The sequence below is a fragment of the Streptomyces ipomoeae 91-03 genome, from assembly GCF_000317595.1.
Lineage (GTDB): Bacteria > Actinomycetota > Actinomycetes > Streptomycetales > Streptomycetaceae > Streptomyces > Streptomyces ipomoeae.
In genome coordinates this window covers 41,385-63,469 of sequence record NZ_AEJC01000293.1, presented here as the reverse complement: position 1 = coordinate 63,469, position 22,085 = coordinate 41,385, and the positions used below count along the sequence as shown (strand labels likewise).

The window sequence follows — 22,085 nt, the reverse complement described above, 5'->3', positions numbered from 1 at the left end:
TCATCAGACGACCTCGTCTTCGTACGTAGCCGCCGAGCGGTCGAAGTTCTGGGCCGGCACCTCGTACGAGCTGCCCTGTTTCCGCCACCACCCCCAGGCCAGGGCCAGGACGACGAGCAGAGCGATCGGCGCGTAGTTGAAGGTCTCCGCGGACACCAGGCCGCCGTCGGCGGGGCGCGTCTGCGGCAGAAGGAACAGGACGGTCACGAACATCACCCAGATGACCGCGATCGTGCCCACGGTCACGCCCCAACTGCCCAGGTTCCAAGGGCCGGGCCGGAACCGGTGCCGGTTCTTGACCCGCAGGAAGATCGGGATCGCGTACGCCGGGGTGATGCCGATGACGTTGATGCTGGTGATCGCCGCGTACGCGACCGGGCTGTACAGGCTCGGAAGAGCCAGCACCGCGGCGCACACGACGGACAGCAGCACGGCCTTGCGCGGTGTGCCAGTGCGGCGATCCACCTGCCGCCACAGGCGCGAGCCTGGCAGCGCCCCGTCACGCGAGAACGCGAAGACCATCCGGCTGGCTGCGGCGGTCTCGGCGTTGCCGCAGCACAACTGAGCGACGATCACGACCAGGAGCAGCGCCTTCGCACCCGCCATGCCCAGGGCGTCGAGGAAGATTTGCGCCGGCGGGACGCCTGTTGCGGTGCCCAGGGTGCCCGCGTAGTCCTGGATCGCAAACGTGAGCCCGGCCAACAGCACAAAGCCGGCCAGCCATGACCAGCCGATCGCGTGGATGATCCCGCGTGACGCGGACACCTGGGCGTCGGTGGTCTCCTCCGACAGGTGCGCGGAGGCGTCGTAGCCGCAGAACGTGTACTGGGCCAGCAGCAGACCGAGCACGGCAACATATAGAGGGCTGGACCAGCCGGTGTTGTTGACGAACTCGCCGAATACGAAGTCGGTGGACTGGTGGTGGGACGGCACGATCGCCAGTGCTCCGACGATCACCAGGACGCCGCCGAGGTGCCACCAGACGCTGATGCTGTTGAGGATGCTCACCAGCCGGACCCCGAACAGGTTCAGGGCGAGGTGCAGGGCGAGGATGCACAGGAAGATCACCATGATCTTGCCGGGTGTCGGCTCGAAGCCCCACTGCAGGTTGAGGAAGGCGCCCGTGAACAGCGCGGCCCCATAGTCGATGCCGGCGATCGCGCCGAGCAGACCCAAAAGGTTCAGCCAGCCTGTGTACCAGCCCCATTTCCGTCCGCCGAGTTGCTCTGCCTGGTAGTACAGGGCCCCGGAGGTCGGATAGGCGGAGGTCACCTCGGCGAGTGCGGCGCCGATGAACATCACCATGGCGCCGACGACCAGCCAGCCCCACAGCATCACCGACGGCCCGCCGGTGTTCAGGCCGAAGCCATACAGGGTCATGCAGCCGGACAGGACGCTGATGACGCTGAAGGAGATCGCGAAGTTCCCGAATGGCCCCATGCGCCGGGCCAGCACGGGTTCGTAGCCCAGCTCCCGCAGGTAAGCGTCGTCGGACTTCCGGGACGTGGCACGGTGGTTTGGACTTAAGCGAGACACGGGTCAGCCTCCAAAACTCAGGGATATATGGGCAGGCTCATGCCAATTGGCTTGGTTGGGAGCGGATGCCGATCAAGGGTGCGGCCCGGCGCGCGGCCTACGGGTACGGGCGTACGAGAGGGACTCGGCGCGCGCTCGCAGGAGCAGTGCCTCGCCGGGGTCAGGCCCTGCGGCTCCGTCGTGCACGGACGCCCACGGCTCGCGGGCGGCGTAAGGGCCCATCGCCTCGAACACCTCGGCGGCCTCCAGGTACTGGTGGCCTGCCCACAACGCGTAAGCCAGGAGGTTCAGATCGGCGACCGAGAGCTGCACGGCGGGCGCCTTGCGAAACCAGTCGTGAAAGGCGGTCAGTGTGTAGTCGAGCGTCGACTCCTGCGCCCACTGCCGCCGCCACAGTGGATCGGCGCGAGATTGCCGGCGCTGCTCGATCTGCGCGTACGCGGGCAGAAGCAGCAGCGGCGATCCGACGGGCCTCTGTGAGGCCACGGATCGGCCGAAGTCGAAGACCGCGGCCAAGGATGCGCCCCGCGGCCCCTCAAGGGCGAGCATGAACTGCAGCACGCGATGGTAAGCCTCGCGGTTGTACGGATCACGCCTGTTGACCTCGTACAGCAACCCCCATGGACCACTGGGCAGCATGGGCTCCTCGGGCCTCACTCGGTGTTCCTGACGCAGCTGGCGCGTGTCGATCTGCGCCAGCGCCACGAGACACACCCATGGCACGGGATCGTGTGGCGCTCGGCGAGCTGCCAGCAGCACCGCACGTCGCGCCCTCGCCTCGAACTCCAAGGTCCGAGGGTGTTGTTGACGGTGACCGCGCAGCGCCCTCTCGACGGCGACACGAGCACCCATGAGCTGCGCGTCGTAGCTGCCCGGCTCCTCGGCGAGCCAGACGTCGACCACGTCCGATCTGGCAGCTGCCACGGCCAGCAGCTGAGTGCGTGATGTTCGCAGTGCCCAGTGCGTGCTCGTCTTCCGCAGCAGCTCCCGAGCCGGCTTCCAACGCCCCGCCTGCAGTTCGACGAGGGCCACGCGCAGGTCGTCGTCATGGCCGGCCGGGTGATAGACGAGACCCATCAGAGCCCCTCGGCGCGGACGAGGCGCCACTGACGAGCGGGATCGGGGCCGTTCGTCCGATGCGTGCGGGCTGTGCGAGGTGACGTGCGCTCCGAGCTGGACGTGAATGTCATCGGGGGCCTCAGGCAGGTTGGGGGGAAGGGGCCGCGAGTGGTTGGGGCGAACCGCCGGCCGAGCAGGGAATAGGGACTCGGATGGCGAGTCGGGCTCCCTAGAAGCGAATCTGACCGATCATGTCCGCGATGCCGGTCATGAACCGGTTGATACTCGGGGCCATGGACGTGCTCGACAGGAAGAACCCGAAGAGCACGCAGACGATCGCGGGTCCGGGCTTCACGGCTTTGCTGCGGATGAGAACGACCACGACGATGCCGAGCAACAGCACGAATGAGATGCTCAGAGCCATCAGGAGGCCGCTTCCTCCGCGGGCCCCCGCCGCTCCCGGCGAGCCTGGCTCAGCGCGCGGCGCAGAGCATCGGGCCGCGTCAGCGATCGCGGGCCTTGGGGGAAGACGTGCCAGTGCATCCCCGGAGGCGTCGTGCTCTCCGCGGACGGAACAACGACGTGGCACTTCTGTCCCAGCGCAACGGTCCCCGGCTCCTCCCAACGGACCGCGGTACCCACGGGAACCAGGAAGTACAGCCGGGGCTCGGGACCCCCGTGGTCCAAGATCACCGGGCCGACCGGTTCGTCACCCTCGTTGAGGATCTCGATCGCGCGTCGGCCCACGGCCTCCACGGCGCGTACAGCATCCCACCACTCCCCCGCCGAGCACAGCTCAGGCTCCTCGCCGATGGGCATCCAGCGCGGCGGGATCGCGCGAGCTGCGGGATTGTCGTCGGACATGGAAAAGGCCTCCTCACCACTACGTGTGAGGAGACCATTCCATTCAGCAAGCTACCCTGCGCGGACAGTCTGTCCGTGGGGTTCACTCGCCAAAGCCCTTGACACATCCTCAGGTTGTGCTAATACCCGTCCAACTCCCAAACGCAGACAGCTCGTTAGAGGGGTGCGCGTCCATCCTGAGCAGCGCTGCGGTGGTCTCGCGGACGGACGGGTGGAACCGCGTGTGGTTGGGCGCAACCTTTCGTGCGCGCTTGAGGTCCGCGAAGGCGCCATCACGATCACCCGAAGCGAGCTTCGCGGAGGCCACGTCGATGAAGTGGTGGCTCGACCGCTCGCCGACGGTGGTACTGGGCGGCGCCCACTCGCCGCCGGGAACCGGAGACCATTCGGTGAGGCGGGCGAGAGCCTGCTCGGTGTCGCCCGTGTCGATCATCGCGTGCACCTCATGGATGCGGATGTTCGTCGGGCCGAACGACATCTCGTACGCCAGGGAGTCGCGGTTGCCTGCCATGGCCGCGACCTGCTCCGCCTCCCGCAGGTAGTCGTCGGCGCGATCGGCGTTGTTCTCGCGGGCTTCGAGAACGGCCAGCTTCAGCAGCAGCGCGCCGTCGACGGCGAGCGCGTCCTCCGTGAAGGAGCGTTCCGGCTGGAGCCGCTCCAGCTCGGTCCGCAGCGCAAGGAGCTTGCGGCGAGCCGGCGAGTACGCCCCCTGGCGGAGCATCGCCCCCGCGACGAGGTAGCCGGCTGTGAACTGCATCAGAGGGTCGCCGGAGCGGTCGGCCGCCCAGCGGACACGCTCCAGAGCCGTGTTCGACAGGTCGTGGTGGCCCATCTTGTGAGCCAGAGAGTTCACGGCGCGGTAGGCGCGCGCCAGGTGCCAGAACGCCTTGCCCCGGTCACCGTTGCCGCCGCCGAGGGCCACATGCGTCAGTTCGGTGATGATCGGCGGTAGCAGGGGGCCCATCGGGGCGTACCGGGCGTCGCGGCGCAGGGCCGCCACCTGGTCAACCTCCGAGGCGAGCACGGGAAGTGCCCGGGGAGCGATCTCCAGGTCGTCGGGGCTGTCATAGCAGAGCAGGAGGCGGCGGAGCTCAGGGATGACCGCGTGGACGCCGTCCTCCGCCTCCGGCTCACCGTAGTACGGCTGGCCGGTCAGAACCTCGGGACCGAAGCGCAGCGCCCTGGCGAGCGCCAGCACCAGCGACGGTGAAGCCTTCCGCGCACCGGATTCCAACTTCTGCACGTAGCTCGGGGAGACTGCGACCTTCTGCGCCAGTTGAGCAGCCGACAGTTTCCGTGTCCTGCGAGCGATACGGAGACGGTCTCCCAGCGTCAGGTTTTCACTCATCGGTGGACCTGTCCCTTCGCGACGAAGCACTTGCATCAGAGTACGGATAATGTCCAAGCCTGCGCCCTTGGTCGCCAACTGTTAACAGAGCCGATGGCCCCGCGCCCATAACGTGGATCGGCGGAACGGGCCCGAGCCACCTTGCGGTTCCTCCTTGGTTCTCCGACCACATGGTCGAAGCAGGGCATATCGCGATGAAGCGGGTGCAGGGTGAGTTGGGTTGTTGCCTTCCAGTCAAGAGGTAGGCGTCGAACTACCTACGGACAGATTGTCCGCGCGAATCCTGCTGTCGGCGGCGGCTGAACTCTGACCCACTTTGGCGGGCAGAGGGTCACGGTTCGGCCGTCGGCGATACCTGCACGTGCCGGAAAGCTACGTTCGCCAATTGGCCGCAGCCAGTAGCGAGGCCCTTACGTCGGCATGATGGATGGGTGCGGCCCCACGTACGCTCAAAGCCACAGGGCGGTGCCCGCCCTGGTCGAAGGCAAGGAGCCGGGAGTGGCTGAGGCCGAACGGTCCCTCGTGTTGTGGGACATCGACCGCACTTTGCTGTACGTCGGCGAGATCGATCGGCAGGTCTATCGCGAGACCTTCGCGGAGATCGTCGGCTACCCCGTCGAACGTCTGCCGGCCCGAGGCACGGGCGTCACGATGCCCCTGGCGATCCGTGCAATGCTCATGGAGAACGGCGTTCCCGAGGGCCGGGTGCCGGAGCTGCTGCCGCTCATGATCGAGCTTCTGCCGAAGCGGCTGGCCGCGCACCACGCGGACCTCCGGCAGCACGGAAAGCTGATGCCAGGAGCTGTCGCGGCACTGAGGGCGCTACAGGCTAAAGCGGATCTCATACCGACCGTCGTCACCGGCAATCTCAAAGCGAACGCCATGTTGAAGCTCGCGGCCTTCGACCTCGAGTCATTCGTGGACTCCGAGATCGGCGGGTACGCGTCCGATGACCACCACCGCCCCGCGCTCGTCGGCATCGCCCAGAAGCGAGCACAGGCCAAGTACGGCCACTTCTTCGACCACTCCAACTCGGTGATCATCGGGGACTCACTGGAAGACGTACGTACCGGCAGGGACGGAGGCGGCGTCCCGGTCATCGGCATCGCATCCGGTACGACATCAGCGGCGGAACTCGAACGAGCCGGCGCGAACGTCGTTCTCCGGACACTGGAAGACGTGGAGAGACTGGAGACCGCGATCACGGAGCTCCTCTCCTCACGGGTGGCGGTCACCAGCTCGACGCATCCGTCGGGGGGACCCACCCGCGCACGGCTAGATCCCGGATGGTGATCATCCTCGGGATACGGGGATAGAGTCATGTCCCGTGCAACCGCTGGCGCTTTTCGATCTCGACAACACGCTGGTCGACCGGCAATCCACGCTCGCCAGCTGGGTCGCTGTCTTCCTCGTTCGCCATGGTCTCCCTGGCGCGTTCGAGTCCTGGCTCTATGAACTGCTCGCAGATCGTGCCACCCCGGCGCACTTCGCTGAGGTACGCGACCGCTTCGGTATCGCCGAGCCCGTCGACACGCTATGGAATGGCTACTGCACCGACATCGCAAGCACAGTCGTCTGCCCACCCGAGGTGCTGACCGGGCTGGAGGAACTGCGTACCGACGGCTGGCGGATCGGCGTCGCGACGAATGGAGCCACAGACATTCAGCAGGCCAAACTGCGTGCCACGGGAATCTTCGACCGTGTGGACGCCGTATGCACCTCCGAAGAAACCGGCTCCCCCAAGCCCGACCTTGCCATGTTCCAGGAAGCCGTACGCCGCTGCGGCGGCGCGCACGACGATGTCGGCATGTGGATGGTCGGAGACGACCCGGTAAACGACATGGCCGGAGCCCGGGAAGCCGGATTCCAGACCGTATGGATCGACCGCGGCCGATCCTGGCCGGAGGAGCTGCCCCCGCCCGACCATCAGGTACGGGATGCCCGTGCCGCGATCGATCTGCTGGTCGCGATCGGCCCAGTAGGGAAACCCGCATGAGCCAAGCCGGAATCACTGTGGGAATGCTGCATCCCGGCCGCATGGGGGCAGCGGTCGCCGGCCAGCTCCGCCGTTGCGGGACGACGGTGCTGTGGAGTCCCCACGGCCGGAGTCACGCCACCGCCGCGCGGGCGGCGGCAGCCGCGCTGGAACCTGTGGACGATCTCTCTGTGCTGCTCGCACGCGCCGACATCGTGCTCTCCCTGTGTCCTCCTACTGCGGCTGAAGACGTTGCCCGGAAGATCGCAGATCACGGTTTCGCCAGGAAGATCTTCATCGAGGCGAACGCCATCGCCCCACAACGCGTGCGTCGCATCGCGCAAATGCTGCCGAAGGTGACCGTCGTCGATGCCGCGGTGATCGGCTCGCCGCCGGTCGGTGGCAAACGGCCGAAGCTCTACGCCTCCGGCCCTTCCGCTGCCCTCGACCGTCTCGACGACCTCTTCGCCACAACGGATGTACAGTTCTGCCCCCTCGGGGAGGAGATCGGCAAGGCGTCGTCGCTCAAGCTCGCCTACACGAGCTACCAGAAGGCATCCCGGGTCCTGGCCGCTGTGGCATACGGCCTGGCGGATGCCAACGGAGTCGCCGACGAGCTGCTCGACATCGCCCGTCTGCGCACCGGAAGCTACCTCGCCGAGACCGAGTACATCCCGAAGACCGCCGCCCGCGCATGGCGCTGGGGTCCGGAGATGGAAGAGGCTGCCGAATTGCTCGCCGAGGCGGGCCTGCCGGACGACCTCATGCGCGCTTCCGCCGCCATCCTGTCTCGCTGGGACCGTGCACGGGATGCCGATCTGAGCATCAGCGACGCCCTCGATCAATTGCGTGGTGACACTGCCCCACCGGTCAGCCCTGAGAGTTGACCAGCTCGTGGATCTGGGTGGCGGCCTCCTGCGGAGACACCAGTTCCGTGTGTACGGCCAGGTCCCAGACAACACCGGGATGCTCTGCCAGGTCGCGCTCCGTGGCGTCCCACGCCTCAAGCCGGGCTGGGGTATCGCCGTCTCCTCGTGCCGATGACCGCTGCTCGGTGATCTCTCGCGGACACCACAACAGCACCCGCCGCCAGCGGGCCGGGAATCCGTCGGCGACGGCCTGGAGCCCAGCGATCTGTCCGAGGTGGATCAAAGGGATCTGTCCGTCCGCGGTGGCATCACGCAGACCGGACTGGTCGACCACGTATGTGTTGCCGTACCGGTCGTTGCGGTAGAGGACCTGGCCACGCGCTTCCATCTCCTTCAACTGCTCCGCCGTGCCCATCCGGTATCCCCGGGTTCGCCCGCTTCCGATCTTGAGCCGGGCGAAGGGGACGTAACGCGGATCCAGGGCTGCGAGCGCAGCCGTGACGGTGTCCTTGCCCGCAGCTGGCGGTCCGTACAAGAGGACGCCTTGGCGGCCCATCAGAACACCGTCCCAGCGACCTGACGGACCTGGTCAGTGAGCGATATGGCCGCGCCGAGTCGGTTGTCGACCGTGAGGTGCGGTATGGCGGGTCGCATGTCGGGATCGATGGTGGCGACGTAGTCGTCCCAGTGCTGGAGCTTCCAGGAATCCCGGGCAGCCGAACGGAAGCTGATGTACTCGTGCATGGTGTCGATGTCGCATTGAATCCAGATCGGCGAAACCGAGACATTTCGCGCTTCGCACCGGTTGACGAAGCGCTGCATCCAGCGCACGTCGGCGAATTCGGTGATGAAGGGTGCGGTGAGGACGGTGCTGATCGAGCAGTCCACATTGGCATACGCGGCTTCCAACAGGCACTGGTACTCCAGCGGCCGTACCTGCTCGCGGTAGAGCGCGGTGTGCCGATCGTTCGGATCACTGCCCAGGGCGACGAGCAGGCGTTCCACCAGCGGCCGGGTGATCGGGTCCTTGTCGAGCACGGGCCAGCCTGTGAGCTGGGATAGGAACCGCGCGAACTCCGACTTCCCGCTGCCCGCGTAGCCGCCCACCATGACCAGCGTGGGCCGGTTCGGATCGCCACCGGTATGCCGGCGTTTCCACGCGTCGAGGATGCGCTGCTGCAGCTTGGGGCCGTCAGCGTCTCCGCCGGCCGGTGCGATCTGCAGCAAGGCGCGCTCAACGGCCAGGACGTGAGCACCGTTGTGCGGTTCGCTGGACGGGGTGAGCTGCATCCGGGTCTCTTCGCCCGGTAGCTCGCGCCGGAATCCGAGCTCAGGCTCGGTGGCCCGATAGAGCAGGCAGTACGCGCGCCGGTAGTGCGGGCCGGGGTAGACCTCGCCTTGTTCGTGTTGCCACAGGGTCTGGAAGTTCGCGGCGGGAACCGTCAGTCCGGCGGCTCCCGCAACCTCTCGCAGCCTCTCTCCAGCACCTTCCAGCGTCAGCCCATGCGCTTCGCGCTGCTGCCGTAGTTTCTCCGGCCGCCACCCCGCGCGGACCTTACCCACGTCCCCTACCGCCTCTTCCATGTTCGCCATGTTCGGGAGGCTAAGTCTGCCCCTCATGAACGCATGTGTAAGCGGATGTTGAAAAACCGTGCGGCTGCGTGATGAGCAGCTTCGATAACTGTGCGTGATACTCCGGGCACGCCACTGCCGGTCTCATGGTTCCCGACAGAGCGGGGGCCAACATCCTCTGTGAGGCCCAGCCGAAGTCACTGAACAAGAGCCCACGAGGGGACGGAGCCTCCCGAATGGTCACCCAGCCGCAGTGCGTTGATGGTCGCCCCTCCCGTTGCCTCGGAGATTTGCGCCCTACCTGAACGCGGAAGCCATCTCTCCCACTGGGCCTTGCATCTCACTGACGTCTCGTCAAGTCCCTTGCGCAGAAACCCTACGGACAGCCTGTCCGCTCACGCGAGCCCGACAGTGGAATGGTCTCAGAGACCGGGAGATGACCGGCCAAACCCCCGCCATGGAGCCGGACTACCGGAGTACGGCTTGTGAAGCCTGCGGATGTTGAGAGCCACGGGGCGGCGCGACGCCCCGGACCAAGACCAACGACTCCCAAGGAGGTGCTACCAACGTGGACGCATGGGCAACCCCGAGAGGATTCGCCGACGACGTGGGGCCGATGGCAGCAGGGATCTTCCGGGCGGAGGCGGAGTTCCGTTCGGCGGCCAGCAGCTTCGGATTCCTCCCGGTGCAAGTGTCGCCGGTTGGCTATGCGGCGACGTTCGAACAGTTCGGTACGGCGGCAACGGGCCGGATCTTCAGCTTCGCAGACCTGGGCGGAAGGGAACTCGCCCTGACGGCGGACTCCCTGGTCGCAGTGCTGCGGGCGATCGCAGGGTCCGGGGAGTTACGGCACGGTCAGCCTGTTCGGGCCGCCGCCTGCGTCCCCGTGGCACGATATCGACACAAGCGCCGCCGAGGCTGGACACAGGCTGTTGCTGTCCTGTGCAACGAACAGGACGAAGTCGGCGCGGACCTGACCCTCCTTCGCCTCTGGACCGCTCTCCTGGGTGGCCGTGCTCCGGGCGCAGGCTTCCGCTACTGCGACTTCGAGATGATCGACACTCTGGCGGAGGACGAAGGGCTCTCGCTGACGCAGGCGCGGACTGTCCTGCACCAAGTCCGTAAGGATCAACCAGTCGCTGACCAGCGCGCGATGGGCTTCCTACAGCGGTACCAGGAGCTTGTGGCGCTTTGTGAGGACTCTGACGCGGAGCAGTCCTTATCGGCGATCGACCGTGCCGAACCACTGCTGCGATCCCGGACCAGCCATGTACGCCAAGTGCTCAGCACGGCAAGAGGGCTGGGCGCTGCCACCGCCTTCTCCTTGAAATGGTCACGCGCAACCGAATATGGCGCTGGGCTGAGCTTCACCGTGCACGACCAGGACGGTCGAATGCTCGGGGATGGTGGCGGTTACCACCACGTCGTCCGGGCCCTGCGGGAAGACATACAGACCTGTTGGAGCACCGCCGTCTCGGTCGAGTTACTCGCCGAGCTGGTGCCTGAGCGTCCTACGCAGCAGGTCCATCTGCTGAAGGTCCACGGCGCAGCTGATCTTGATTTTTTCCTCGCGGCAGCAAGTGAGCTCCGCGCCGGCGGCATGCAGGTGATCGAACACTGGCGTCCCGGACGTCTCGGCCGCGAGCTCAAGCGCATGCCCCGTGACGAGCTGGTCTGGTTCGCCCTCGTCGGCGAACGCGAGCAAGCCAGTGGCTCACTGACCCTACAGAACACGGCCGTCGTCGGCCGCACGCGGCAAGTCCCGGTCAGGACATCCCTCGGCGATCGGCTGACAGGCCATGTGGTGGCTCCCCGACGTCCCGAAAGGAAGCAGGCATGATGGCCACCAACCCCTCTCCTCTCCATCAAAGCATCAGTGACAGGTCGGCTCGGATCACTGTCTGGGGAGCCGGATTCATCGGGCTCTCGGCAGCCGCTGCCTTCGCCCAAGAAGGCTTCCGCTGCACGATCGTGGACGTGGACGCCTACCGGGTCCGCTGCATAAACGCTGGTACGGTGCCGCTACCCGGCTTCGAAGACAAGATCCACCTGGACCCGGGAATACTCCGGGACGGCCGGCTCCGCGCGGCTGCGCCGGACGACGCGGAGGCGCTCGAGGCCCAGATCCACCTCATCTGCGTCAACACTGAGCGCGGCGGGAAGGCGTTCCGGGATCCCCTCGAAGTCGTACTCAAGGCCATCGGCTCCGCGTACCGGACGGACAAGGAGCTGCTGGTCAGCATCGAGAGCACGGTGAGCGTGCGCTGGTTGGACCTGGTGCTTCCACTGCTCACGGGTGCGACTGGGGTGATGGAAGCTGGGATCCATCTCGCAACGGCCCCGCGCAGAGACTGGCTGCTGGACCCGGAGATGAACCTGCGCAGTCTGCCCCGGGTGATCGGCACCCAGAGTGCGGCATCCCGGGCCTTGGTGACCGATCTGTATGGGACCGTCAGCGACGTGGTTCACGTGGCTGGCGACTGGACCCGCGCGGCCCTGTCCAAGTCGGTTGAGAACCTCTATCGCTATGTGGACCTGGTGTTGACCAACCAGCTCGCAACGGCCTATCCAGATCTGGACATGGCCGAGGTGTTCCGGCTGGCCGGGACCAAGTGGAACGTCCCTACCCTCCATCCCTCGATCGGGATCGGCGGCTACTGCATACCGCTCAGCCCGCACTACGCCGGCGATGGACTCCTCGGCGAGGGACAGTTGCCCCTCGTGGACAGCGCGCTCGAATGGGACGCCACTCACCCCGGCAGGGTTGCCCAGTGGCTGACCAGCGAGTTCGACGGTCCCATTGGCATTCTCGGCATCAGCTACGCGCCGGACGTTCACCTGCCCCAAGGTTCGCCGGCTCTCGCCCTCGCGGCAGCACTGTCTGCCCGCGGGGCGGACGTCCGACTTCACGACCCCTTTCTCTCAGCGGAAGAAGTCCTTGCCCGCGGGGAGGGCGCGAGTGCGCTGAGCTGGCCGGAAGACCTGGCATCGGTACGGACACTCGTCATCGCCACCCCGCATGCGGCGTACTCGGATCTACCCGAGCGTCTGTCGGCTCTTGCTGACCCGCCGACTGTGATCGACAGCCTCGGCCGGCTTCGCAGAGCATTTGCCGGCACCCGGGTCCGCTACGTGGAAATGGGCACTCCGACCCCGGTCGGCGGATCTTCAGCTTCGGGATCGGCCCGATGAGTGCAGACGAGGGCCTGCCCATCGGTACGCGGGCCGAGATGGACACACCGCCTCGTACCGTCATGGTTGTCGTCGCTCACGCGGACGACGCAGAGATCGCTGCCGGGGGGACGATCGCTCGCCTCAGTGATGCGGGCGTGCGGGTCGTCACAGCGGTGCTCTCTCTCGCGGAGACCGGCCCCAGCGCGGAACAGCGAATCGCGGACACCGAACGAGCCGCCGGACTCCTCGGCTACGAGCTTCGCTGGCCCCACGGGGAGCCTGCGCTCCAGGTCTCCGACTACGGGGAGGTGGCCCTCGTCGCCACTCTCGACCGGCTGATGACGGAGATAGCTCCGCAGACGGTGCTCACCCACTGGCGCGGTGACGGGCATGTCGACCATGCCCTGACTGGACGAGCCGTCGCCGCAGCTCTGCGCAACCACCGGGCGGATCTGTTCTCTCTTCGCCCCGCCGAGCCTCGAACGATCGCCACCTCGCAGTTCTGCCCCACCGTGTTCGTCGACATCAGCGACCAGTTCAAGCGCAAGGCCGAAGCCCTCGAACCATTCACCCGTGCTCGCCCGGGCTTCCGGCCCGTGGACGGTGCCGCCGTCCAACTCGCCGACCGCTTTCACGGCCAGCTCAGTGGCACCGAGTACGCCGAAGCCTTCGCCTTGGAACGCCAACACGGACTGGGAGCAGCGCTGCCCCAGGGCTGAGCAGGCAGCGGACCAACTCGACCCGCACGTACCGACAGAGGGGAATTCCGATGGCCAACGCCACGCATGTGAGCCTCCTGACCGCTCTGGACGCCGCCGAAGACCGCGAACCCGTCCTCAAGAAGATCGCAGCTCTTACCGCAGATCTCCTGCACAGCACCGGACGCGGACTCCAGCTCGCCGAGGCGGACCTCGCCAACCTGAACCTCACGGACGCCGACCTGACCGGTGCCGTCCTCAACCGCGCCACTCTGCACGGCACCTCGCTGCGCAGGGCGCTCCTGGACCGGGTCACCATGATCTGCCCGGGAATGGAACGCACTGATCTGACCGGCGCCAGAATGCGCGACGCCTACGTCCACGCCCTCGCCGCACAGACCTCCGTCTTCGACAACGCCGACCTCAGCAATCTGCGAGACGCCACCGGCAGCCTCTTCCACGGCTGCTCCATGCGAGGCACTTCCTTGCCGAACGGCCACCTGGCCGGCACCACCTTCTACCAGTGCGACCTGGAAGGATCCGACCTCAAGGCCGCGAACCTGCAGGGCGCGAGCATCAACGAATCCGTCCTGCGCAAGACCGTCTTCGACAACGCCGTCGCCGATCAACTGACCATGACCAAGAGCGACATGGCCGGAACCCGACTCAACGGAATGAGCGGGGCCGGTGTCGTCATCCAGCGAGCCACGAACTGCGACGGCCTCGACCTCAGCGGAGCGAGACTGCCGCGCCTGCGCCTCGACGGTCTTCGCGGCGACACCGTGGTCGCGCGTGACCTCCATGCGCCCGACGCAGACATCGGGCACTGCAGCCTGCCCGGCATCGACCTGAGCACAGCCGCCCTTCCCGGGCTCAGGCTGCGCGACAGCGACCTGACACGTGCCAAGCTCTCCTCGGCCAGCTTCGTGGCCGCCTCCGTGCACAGGACCTGCCTGACCGAGGCCGACTTGGGAAACGCCCAGGCCGAGAACCTGCACGTGGTCGAATCGCAGCTCCAGCGGGCCCGGATGGGTGGATTCACCGGCCGCTGCGCCGTTTTCCGGGACGTGGACATGCGGGGTGCCGATCTCGCGCAGAGCAACCTCTACCGAGCGATGATCACCGGAGACCCGCCGCGCGGCATGTGTCTGGCCGATTCCTCACTCGCCGGCGCGATCCTCGTCCAGGCATACATCGCGGCCGACCTCAGCAACGCGAACCTGCGCGAGGTCAACGCAGCGTACAGCCGGTTCAGCCAGTCGGACCTGACGGACGCGGACCTGACCGGAGCCGCGCTCTTCCAGTCCACCTGGGTGAAGGTGACGTGCCGCCGCACCAAGCTCGCGGGCATCAAGCCGCCGTTCTTCGCCGACCGGTGCACCGGACTCAAGGAGGCACTCAACGCCACGGAATCGCCGGACACGGCGGCCCTGAGTACCTACCTGACCGCCTTCGAAGGCGTCCTGCGAGGTGAGCAGCATGGCTCGACCTGAGCTGCCCCTCGGCTCCCGCAGTATCGACCTGAACTGCCTCGGTGAGCCCGACCGGGCCCTCGACAAGCCGCACTTCACGGCGGTCATCGATCTGCTCGGCCCCTTCCTGGATGCGAATCCTTCCGCGTCCCTGCTGGACATCGGCTGCTCGCTGGGCGGATTCCTTCAGCAACTCCGCGCACGCTGGCCGCAGCTGCGGTGCACGGGCATCGACGTATTGCCGCAGGTGGTGGAGTACGCCCGCGAGCTTCAGCCGGAGATGGACCTGCGCGTTGGAAATGTTCTCGATCCGACGACGCTGCCGCGAAACCAGGACATCGTCACCTTGCTCGGCGTCCACTCGATCTTCGACGAACCGCTGATCTGGCTGGACGGTGCGCTCAGCGCGGGCACACCACAGGTCCGGCTGGTGGTCTTCGGGCTGTTCAACCCTGAGGACGTGGACACCCTGGTGCGGGTACGCCGCTCGGGCCCCGGCACGCCCGGGGAATGGCAGAGCGGCTGGACCTTGTGGTCGCGGCGGACCGTCGAAGCAGGCCTGCGAGAGCGGGGACTGTGGTGGCGCTGGACGGCGTTGGCGCCGTCCCGAACGGTGTCGCGCTGGTCTGAGGACCCGCTGCACTCCTGGTCCACCGAGGTCGATGGACAGCAGCGGCTGATCAACGGAAGCCAACTCATCCATCAACACGCCGTCCTTGAGATCGCCCGGTGCGCACCTGGAGGGGGGACATGATGCTCGGCGTCTCGACCAGCGTGTTGCAGGTCAAGTCGGACCTGGAGGCGCTGCTGGACTATCAGCCGGACCTCGTGGAGTTCTACACCTACCCCGTTGAGGCGCTGCCCCGGATCCGGAAGTTCTGCGCCGACCACGACATCAGGCCGGCGCTGCACACCCCGACTCCCCACCCGCAGCTGATGCCTCGCTACTGCCCTACGGGGCCTGACCCACAGGAAGCCGCTGCGGCGATCGCTGCCCTTGAAACCACGGTCAGGTGTTCAGCAGATCTTGGAGCGCAGCACGTCGTCGCACACTTCCCGACGCCATATCCGCCCTTTCCCGTCGAGGGGTTTGAAGACTTTGCCACGGCGTTCCTCGCGGAGGCTGACCGGCTCACCCAGCTCTTCCAGGTCCCGGTCCTGATCGAGAACATGACCGACAACCCTCACTGTGCGAGCGCCGAGCAGTACCTGCGGTTTCTCGAAGAGTGGCCCAACCTGGGTCTGTGCCTGGACATCGGCCACGCACACCAGCTAGGCGGCCCTGAGGCGGTGCGATCCTTCGCGGACGTACTCGGCCCCCGCATCAAGTCCGTGCACCTCTACGACAACGATCGCTCAAGGTCTGGGCACCGGCCGTACCCGGCCCCGGGCAGTGGCACGCACCCGCAGGTCCCGTACGGCGTAGTAGCCCATGTTCTGCGGACCTGTCGTCCGGCAGCAGTCGCCCTGGAACACGACGAAGGGCACGGCCACCCTGACCGGCGCCTCCTTGAGTGGCTGCGCGAGCTGGCTGAGTGCCTGTCCCCGAGAAGGGATAAGCAGTGACCTGGATCGATCACAATGCGCCCTTGGTCACCATGGCTGACCGAGCCGCCGTAGACCGAGTCCTCCAGTCCGGCTGGATTGCCCCCGGGCCCGAGCGCCGGCGCCTGGAGGAGGACGTGGTCGCGTACTTCGGCGCGGGCCGTGCTGTCGCCACGACCTCGGGCACGCTCGCCTTGTTCCTCGCACTCGTTGGCCTGGAGGCACCAGCCGACGCTCTCATCGCCGTACCCACCTATTCCTGTGTGGCCTTGCTCGACGCCGTTCGCCTGGCCGGCTGCCGCCCGCTCGTCGTCGATGTCGAGCCTGACGGACTGACCATGTCTCCGCAGTCGCTGCGGGACGCCTCCGACCGGACAGGGAGGCCGTACGCCGCCTTCGTGGTGCACACCTACGGTGCGACCGCAGCTCTGCCTGACCTGGCTGAGATCTGCCCCAACCTCGTCGAGGACTGCTGCCATTCGTTCGGGAGCAGGGGTCCGCACGGTGAACACGGAACCTTCGGGCGGGTCGCGGTGTCCTCGCTCTACGCCACGAAGGTCTTCACGGGGGCCACCGGGGGACTGTGCTGGAGCGCAGACACCGAGATCTCCGAACGGATCACCTCCTACACCGAGGCGAGCTTTCGCAGCAGCCGCTGGCCCCGGATGCCCCTCACCCTGTCCGACGTGCACGCGGCGCTGGCCCGCTCGCAGCTCTCGCGCCTCGCCCAAGTCCGGGAACGCAGGGAGTGGATCACCAACCAGTACCTCGCGGCCTGCCCCGATGCGCTCGCACCGGCGGGCTTGCCCGATCCAGGACGGCTCGTTTATCGGTTCGTTCTTCGGTGCGCCGACGAAGAGGAACGCGAACGCCTCCTCGGGTTCTTCCACAAGCACGAGGTCGACGCGAGTCGATTGACACAACGTCATGAACTGCTGCATCGAGAACTCGGGGCCGCCCCCGGCTACTTCCCTGTGGCTGAGGCCACTGTGGGCCGAACCCTCTCCCTGCCGTTGTACCCGGCCATGTCCGACTCGGACGTTCAGCGCGTCTGCGACCTGCTGACAAAGCTGCCCTGCTGACTGACTCCATGGAGGTCCGCATGCCCCTGCTCATCGATTCCGCCATCCCCCGCGCGCACCTGCCCGCAGACTGCGTAGCGGGACGGGACGTGGTCATCCACGCCCACGAGCTGGTGATCGAGCCTGGCGTACGACTCGACGACGGCGTCCGGCTTGTGGGCGACCGCATCCACCTGGGCCGCGAAGTCCACCTCGGCGCGGGAGCCGACCTGCGCGGCGGCCACCTCAGCATCGGAGACAACAGTGAGATCGCCGCTGGCGTGCGGGTCCTCTGCGCCGACAGCTTCAGCACCGGGCCAGCCGCTCGCATCTGTACCGGCGTCGATATCGTCGCCCGAGCCTTCGACGCGGGCCGACTCCTCTACGTGGGCCCGCACAGCACAGTTGGCGGCGGGGGGACCCTCGAGTCCACGGCCACCGTGCGCATCGGAGACCGCGTCACCGTCGGCCCCCACAACATCCTCAACGCCAACTGTCTGATCGACATCGGCTCGGACGTCGGTTCGGGCCAGTACGTCAGCATCTGGACCCACGGCTACCACTTCGCCCACAGCGTCCTCGACGGTTACAGCACCGCCTTCGAGGGCGTGCGCATCGGGAACAAGGTGTGGCTCGGCTACCACTGCTCCATCATGCCCGGCGCGGACATCGGCGACAGCTGCATCGTCGCCGCTGGAGCCGTCGTCGCCAAGAGTTTCCCGCCCCGCCGACTCCTGGCAGGCGTACCGGCCCGCGAAAAGGCACTGTTCGAGCAGCAACCGCTCACGGATGACCAGGCCATGTACGAGGTACGCCAAGCCCTGGACGCCTGGCAGCGGGAGCTCGGCTGGAAGGGCATGAAATCCGATTCGTCAGGCGACCGCTGGAGCGTGCACCTTCGTGGGTGCACCAGGGTGGTCGAGCTGTGGCAGGACGCGGCACAGGCCACGGTCCTCGACAGCTCTACCGAAGGCCGCATCGTGGTGGCCCTCGACGGGGAACCGCAGACCTCCGTTGACGGCCCGACGGTCTTCGTACTGAGGCGCGGGCTGCTCCTGGGCCCGACGGACGATCTGGTCGAAGACCTGAGGGACCACCTGCGCCGCCGGACGATGCCCTGCGGGGACACCCGGACCTTCAACAGCATCACGCCGCTGCCCTTCCAGCGGCTCCAGCAGGCCATCACGCCCACGACCGACGGAGGGAAGGTATGACGTCCCAGACAGCGCCGCCGACCGACACACAGGACCTGAGCAACTATCTGGCGCTCAGTTGCGCCAAGCACATGGACCGACTCGCGCTCTCGGACAGCCGGGCGCGTATGACGTACAGCCAGCTCCACGCCGCTGTCGAAGAGGCGGCCCAGCTGATCCACGACAGCGCCACAGTCAGCGATGGACCGGTGCTCGTCCTCATGGACAACAGCGTCGACAGCCTGGTGCGCCTCTTCGCCGTCTGGAGGTCCGGACGCTGTGCCGTCCCTCTCGATGCCTCGGTGCCGGCTCCGGTGGTCATCAGCGCGGTGGACCGTACCGGTGCCGCAGCGGTGAGTCTGGGCGAGATCGACCACTCCCGCGACGATCTGAGGGAACTGGGGGAGGCCGTGCCCGGTGGGCTCCGGGTGTTGTCCGCGCAGGATGGAGAACGTGACCCGCTGCTTGCCGGGGCCGCACTGGTCATCTTCACCTCTGGTTCGACCGGGATCCCCAAGGGCGTGGTCCTCGGCCACACCGGCATCCTGGCCAAACTGGCCATGGTTCAGGAGGCGTTGGCCTATCAACCTGGCGACCGGGCTCTCGCAGTACTCCGGACCAGCTTCCTCTTCTGCCAGTGGGACATCCTGCTGACTCTCGGTACGGGTGGCTCGGTCCGGCTGCTGGACAAGTTCACCCCCAGCCGACTCTGCGAAGCGCTGGCGGACGAACGGGTCTCGCGCGTCGCGGTGGTCCCCACCATGCTCAGGCAGGTCCTGCCGCTACTGGAAGACCCATCAGTACGCGATCCGCTGGTGCGGACACGCTCGCCCCAGCAGGTGGTCGTGGGCGGCGAACTGCTTCCCCCGCAGACCGGCGACCGCTACCGAACACTTCTGCCCCACAGCTGGATCTCCATCATCTACGGGCTGACCGAGACCAGCGCCCCCGACTTCATCCTGCCCGCCGCCGACTACGACGCGCATCCAGACACCGTGGGCCGGGCCCTGAGCGGGGTGCGCTGGTACGTGGGTGCTCCGGATCGGGCCGCCGCAGTCGGCGACAGCGGCGTTCTCGCGGTGTCCAGCGCCGGCGTCCTGCGCGGCTACCTCGGGCAACCAGAGCTGACCCGCGCCGCGGTCGAGGACGGCTTCTTCCGTACAGGGGATCAGGTGGAAGTTCGAAAGGGAGGCCGCATCTCAGTCCTGGGCCGCGGCACTGCCGTGGTCGTCAAGGGGGCGAACAAGATCGCTCCCGCCGAGGTGGAGGCCGTCCTGGAGCAGCACCCCCAAGTGGTCGACGCCTTTTCCTGCGGGGTCCCGGACCCGTTGCTGGGGGAGCGGCTCTGCGCCGTCGTCGCCCCGACGCCAGGGGACGAGCCCACGCCGGAGGAACTGATTCGGTGGATGTTCGAACGGGTCGAGCGGTACAAGGTGCCCGATGTGCTGTACGTCCGGGAGAGCCTGCCCACTGGATCCACGGGAAAGATCGACCGCGCGGAGCTCAGAAGCTGGGTCCTGCAGCAAACCCGGACGGCCTCATGACCGGCGGAGCAGGCGCCGTTGCCTGGGTCGACGGAGCACTTCTGGACGAGGCTGCGGCTCGCCCTGAAGCCTGGTCGCCCAGCTTTCACTACGGCTACGGCGTGTTCGAAGGCATCCGGGTCTACCCAACTCCCCGCGGCCCAAGCGCCTTCCGGCTCGCCGAGCACATCAGCCGCCTGTTCGCGTCGGCCCGCCTCTATCCTCCGCTGGACGTGATCCCCTGGACCGAGGAGGACCTTCGTCGCGCGGTCGTGGAGACCGTAGGCGCCAGCGGACATGACGCCTGCTACGTACGCCCGGTCATCCATCTACACACAGGCGGCGTTGGTAACGACCCGACGGTCGGCACCGCGCGGGCGATAGTCCTGGTCACCGCCTGGGGTGGCCTCCTGCAAGCAGGCGATCTTCAGCTGACGATCAGTCCGTGGCGCAGGCCCGGCCCGGCGATCCTTCCGCCCGGCGCGAAAGCCAACGGAAGCTACGGCCCACTCATGCTCGCGAAGGCCGACGCGGTCCGACGGGGCTATGACGATGCGCTGCTCCTCGACGAGGCCGGCCACGTCGTGGAGTCAACCGGAGCCAATCTCTTCATCCGCATCGGAGACGAACTGATCAGCCCGGGACTGCCGCAGGGCGCTCTGCCGGGAATCACGCGATCGAGCGTCTTCGCCCTGGCCCCCGCGGCCGGCCTCCAGGTGACCGAGCGGTCGCTCCGACTGGACGAGGTCCTTGGCGCCGACGAGCTGTTCCTCACGGGGACAGGTGCGGAGATCCGCGCCGTGCGCTCCGTCGAGCACAAGACCATCGGGAACGGCACCAGCCCGGCCGCCGACGAGCTTGCCAGTCGCTATCAAAAGGTCGTCCGGGGCCTTGACCCCACCTGTGGCGACTGGCTCACCCCCTGCAATCCCTCATCACTCAGCACAGGAGGAGCAGCATCGTGATCACCCGCTACGACCACCGCAGTGTCGAGCTCCAGGACGAGCACACCGAACAGGCATGGAGCGCCTACCGGCTGTCCGACATGCCGCAGATCCTGGATGGCTACCACAAGGCCGTCGTCCTGGCGGCACTCATGCGCACCGGAGTGCTCCAGCGGCTGCGAGAGGGCCGCACGGACCTCGGCGACCTCCTCGGCACTCTTGATCCCTACTTTGGTGAGAAGTTGCTCGGCTGGCTCTCCACCGCCGGATACACCCAGCGTGTCGACGGCGGATACGCCCCCACCGAGGCTGGCGCCGCACTGTTGAGTGACACCGCTCTCGCGCAACTCAGCTTCTACATCGAGGCGTACGGTCCGGTGACGCAGCGCATCGAGGACCTTCTGAGGGGAACCGCGCGCTACGGCCACGACATCCAGCGCGATGGCGCGGCGCTGGGACGCAGCTGCAACACCCTGTTCGACCTCTATCACATCGATGTGGTGCTCGAAGCTTTCGCCCGGCGCAGTGCGACCTGTGCCCTGGACCTGGGGTGCGGGGCTGGCGGTTTCCTCATCGAGGCCGCCCGGCGTGACCAACAGTTCCGCGGCATCGGACTGGACATCTCCGAAGGGGCGATCGCGGAAGCTTCCAAGCGGGCCGTCGAGGCGGGCGTGGCCGAGCGTGTGTCCTTTCACGTCGCCGACGCCTTCGACGCGGCTACCTGGCCGGAGGCATGCACGCGGGCCGACGCGCTCTTCGCAGCCGGCGTCCTGCACGAGCACTTTCGGCAAGGGGAGGAGGCGGTCATTGAGATCTTGAACCGTTTCGCCGCAGCTTGGGACGGGGGGCTCAAATCGATCATTCTCGGGGAGCCCGAGCTGTACTACGACAGGCAGGACAACGACTCCGACCTGGACCTGGTGCACATCCTGACGCTCCAGGGCTTCCCGCGCAGGCACAACGGTTGGCTCGACCTCTTCCCGCGCTCTGACCTCGCGTGCCGCGCGGTCTACTCGCGACGCAACGCCGGCCCGCGCTTCGCGTTCTACGACCTGGTGCCGCGCAGGCTCGAGGGCACTGAGTAGTACGTCCGAGCCGCGCTCGCTCGTGGCCTGCCGGAGCTGAACCCGGATCCGGCAAGCCACGAGCGGAGGCCCTCTTGACACATGCAAGATCGACACACCGTAACCGCGCCGCTGCTAGGCTGACGATTCGTCTGTTTCCGTGGCGGACTTCGCTTCGCTTCTCGTAG

At 67.0% G+C, this 22,085-nt stretch carries 21 protein-coding genes; 14 read left to right on the top strand and 7 right to left on the bottom strand.

Annotated elements, in window-relative coordinates; translation table 11 throughout:
* Positions 1-3: 3 nt before the first annotated feature.
* The 5 genes from STRIP9103_RS19440 to STRIP9103_RS19420 all read right to left on the bottom strand — a co-directional run bounded on the left by STRIP9103_RS19440 (position 4) and on the right by STRIP9103_RS19420 (position 4,807).
* Positions 4-1,536, bottom strand: coding sequence for an amino acid permease (locus tag STRIP9103_RS19440; protein WP_009315150.1), 1,533 nt, complete (start codon positions 1,534-1,536; stop codon positions 4-6).
* A gap of 72 nt (positions 1,537-1,608) precedes the next feature.
* Complete coding sequence (locus STRIP9103_RS19435) at positions 1,609-2,613, bottom strand: hypothetical protein (RefSeq protein ID WP_009315098.1); 1,005 nt, start codon at positions 2,611-2,613, stop codon at positions 1,609-1,611.
* Between the two features lie 211 nt (positions 2,614-2,824).
* Entirely contained in the window at positions 2,825-3,019 is a 195-nt protein-coding gene (locus STRIP9103_RS19430) for a hypothetical protein (RefSeq protein WP_009315134.1), read from the bottom strand.
* The gene (locus STRIP9103_RS19425; protein ID WP_009315129.1) at positions 3,019-3,459 is read right to left on the bottom strand and encodes a hypothetical protein; all 441 of its coding nucleotides are present in this window, start codon (positions 3,457-3,459) and stop codon (positions 3,019-3,021) included. Before STRIP9103_RS19425 ends, STRIP9103_RS19430 begins: the two co-directional genes overlap by 1 nt.
* 109 nt (positions 3,460-3,568) lie before the next feature.
* Complete coding sequence (locus STRIP9103_RS19420; protein ID WP_009315109.1) at positions 3,569-4,807, bottom strand: helix-turn-helix domain-containing protein; 1,239 nt, start codon at positions 4,805-4,807, stop codon at positions 3,569-3,571.
* Positions 4,808-5,305: 498 nt separating this feature from the next.
* Between STRIP9103_RS19420 and STRIP9103_RS19415 the strand changes: the two genes are divergently transcribed.
* From STRIP9103_RS19415 to STRIP9103_RS19405, 3 genes are read left to right on the top strand one after another with little or no spacing between them, the layout of a single operon-like run.
* Positions 5,306-6,100, top strand: coding sequence for an HAD family hydrolase (locus STRIP9103_RS19415; protein WP_009315123.1), 795 nt, complete (start codon positions 5,306-5,308; stop codon positions 6,098-6,100).
* A gap of 34 nt (positions 6,101-6,134) precedes the next feature.
* Positions 6,135-6,803 (top strand): HAD family hydrolase, encoded by a 669-nt coding sequence (locus tag STRIP9103_RS19410; protein ID WP_009315100.1) that lies wholly within the window; start codon positions 6,135-6,137, stop codon positions 6,801-6,803.
* A complete protein-coding gene (locus STRIP9103_RS19405; RefSeq protein ID WP_048820576.1) occupies positions 6,800-7,669 on the top strand; it encodes an NAD(P)-dependent oxidoreductase in 870 nt (289 codons plus the stop codon). Before STRIP9103_RS19410 ends, STRIP9103_RS19405 begins: the two co-directional genes overlap by 4 nt.
* Here the strand turns inward: STRIP9103_RS19405 and STRIP9103_RS19400 are convergent.
* On the bottom strand, positions 7,653-8,186 hold the full coding sequence (locus tag STRIP9103_RS19400) for a phosphotransferase-like protein (RefSeq protein WP_319279466.1): 534 nt from the start codon (positions 8,184-8,186) through the stop codon (positions 7,653-7,655). The genes STRIP9103_RS19405 and STRIP9103_RS19400 overlap by 17 nt on opposite strands.
* 20 nt (positions 8,187-8,206) lie before the next feature.
* Positions 8,207-9,244, bottom strand: a complete 1,038-nt coding sequence (locus STRIP9103_RS19395) for an AAA family ATPase (RefSeq protein WP_009315116.1) — start codon at positions 9,242-9,244, stop codon at positions 8,207-8,209.
* A 547-nt stretch (positions 9,245-9,791) separates the two neighbouring features.
* Between STRIP9103_RS19395 and STRIP9103_RS19390 the strand changes: the two genes are divergently transcribed.
* The 11 genes from STRIP9103_RS19390 to STRIP9103_RS19340 are packed head-to-tail and all read left to right on the top strand — an operon-like array spanning position 9,792 to position 21,918.
* Positions 9,792-11,063 (top strand): ATP phosphoribosyltransferase regulatory subunit, encoded by a 1,272-nt coding sequence (locus tag STRIP9103_RS19390; RefSeq protein WP_009315125.1) that lies wholly within the window; start codon positions 9,792-9,794, stop codon positions 11,061-11,063.
* A complete protein-coding gene (locus STRIP9103_RS19385; RefSeq protein ID WP_009315171.1) occupies positions 11,060-12,415 on the top strand; it encodes a UDP binding domain-containing protein in 1,356 nt (451 codons plus the stop codon). The genes STRIP9103_RS19390 and STRIP9103_RS19385 overlap by 4 nt, the downstream gene beginning before the upstream one ends.
* Entirely contained in the window at positions 12,412-13,116 is a 705-nt protein-coding gene (locus STRIP9103_RS19380) for a PIG-L deacetylase family protein (RefSeq protein WP_009315152.1), read from the top strand. The genes STRIP9103_RS19385 and STRIP9103_RS19380 overlap by 4 nt, the downstream gene beginning before the upstream one ends.
* A gap of 50 nt (positions 13,117-13,166) precedes the next feature.
* Positions 13,167-14,588 (top strand): pentapeptide repeat-containing protein, encoded by a 1,422-nt coding sequence (locus STRIP9103_RS19375; RefSeq protein ID WP_009315132.1) that lies wholly within the window; start codon positions 13,167-13,169, stop codon positions 14,586-14,588.
* The gene (locus STRIP9103_RS19370) at positions 14,575-15,321 is read left to right on the top strand and encodes a class I SAM-dependent methyltransferase (RefSeq protein ID WP_009315090.1); all 747 of its coding nucleotides are present in this window, start codon (positions 14,575-14,577) and stop codon (positions 15,319-15,321) included. Before STRIP9103_RS19375 ends, STRIP9103_RS19370 begins: the two co-directional genes overlap by 14 nt.
* Positions 15,318-16,133: a sugar phosphate isomerase/epimerase family protein gene (locus tag STRIP9103_RS19365; protein WP_009315163.1), complete on the top strand. Its 816-nt coding sequence runs from the start codon at positions 15,318-15,320 to the stop codon at positions 16,131-16,133. The genes STRIP9103_RS19370 and STRIP9103_RS19365 overlap by 4 nt, the downstream gene beginning before the upstream one ends.
* A 32-nt stretch (positions 16,134-16,165) precedes the next feature.
* Positions 16,166-17,194 carry a DegT/DnrJ/EryC1/StrS family aminotransferase gene (locus STRIP9103_RS19360; RefSeq protein WP_234022242.1) on the top strand — a complete coding sequence of 343 codons (1,029 nt, stop codon included), beginning with the start codon at positions 16,166-16,168 and terminating at the stop codon, positions 17,192-17,194.
* Between the two features lie 20 nt (positions 17,195-17,214).
* Entirely contained in the window at positions 17,215-18,387 is a 1,173-nt protein-coding gene (locus STRIP9103_RS19355) for a DapH/DapD/GlmU-related protein (RefSeq protein WP_158696892.1), read from the top strand.
* Positions 18,384-19,910 (top strand): class I adenylate-forming enzyme family protein, encoded by a 1,527-nt coding sequence (locus tag STRIP9103_RS19350; RefSeq protein WP_009315095.1) that lies wholly within the window; start codon positions 18,384-18,386, stop codon positions 19,908-19,910. Before STRIP9103_RS19355 ends, STRIP9103_RS19350 begins: the two co-directional genes overlap by 4 nt.
* Positions 19,907-20,854 carry an aminotransferase class IV gene (locus tag STRIP9103_RS19345; RefSeq protein ID WP_009315168.1) on the top strand — a complete coding sequence of 316 codons (948 nt, stop codon included), beginning with the start codon at positions 19,907-19,909 and terminating at the stop codon, positions 20,852-20,854. Before STRIP9103_RS19350 ends, STRIP9103_RS19345 begins: the two co-directional genes overlap by 4 nt.
* A complete protein-coding gene (locus STRIP9103_RS19340) occupies positions 20,851-21,918 on the top strand; it encodes an SAM-dependent methyltransferase (protein ID WP_009315160.1) in 1,068 nt (355 codons plus the stop codon). Before STRIP9103_RS19345 ends, STRIP9103_RS19340 begins: the two co-directional genes overlap by 4 nt.
* Positions 21,919-22,085 lie beyond the last annotated feature (167 nt).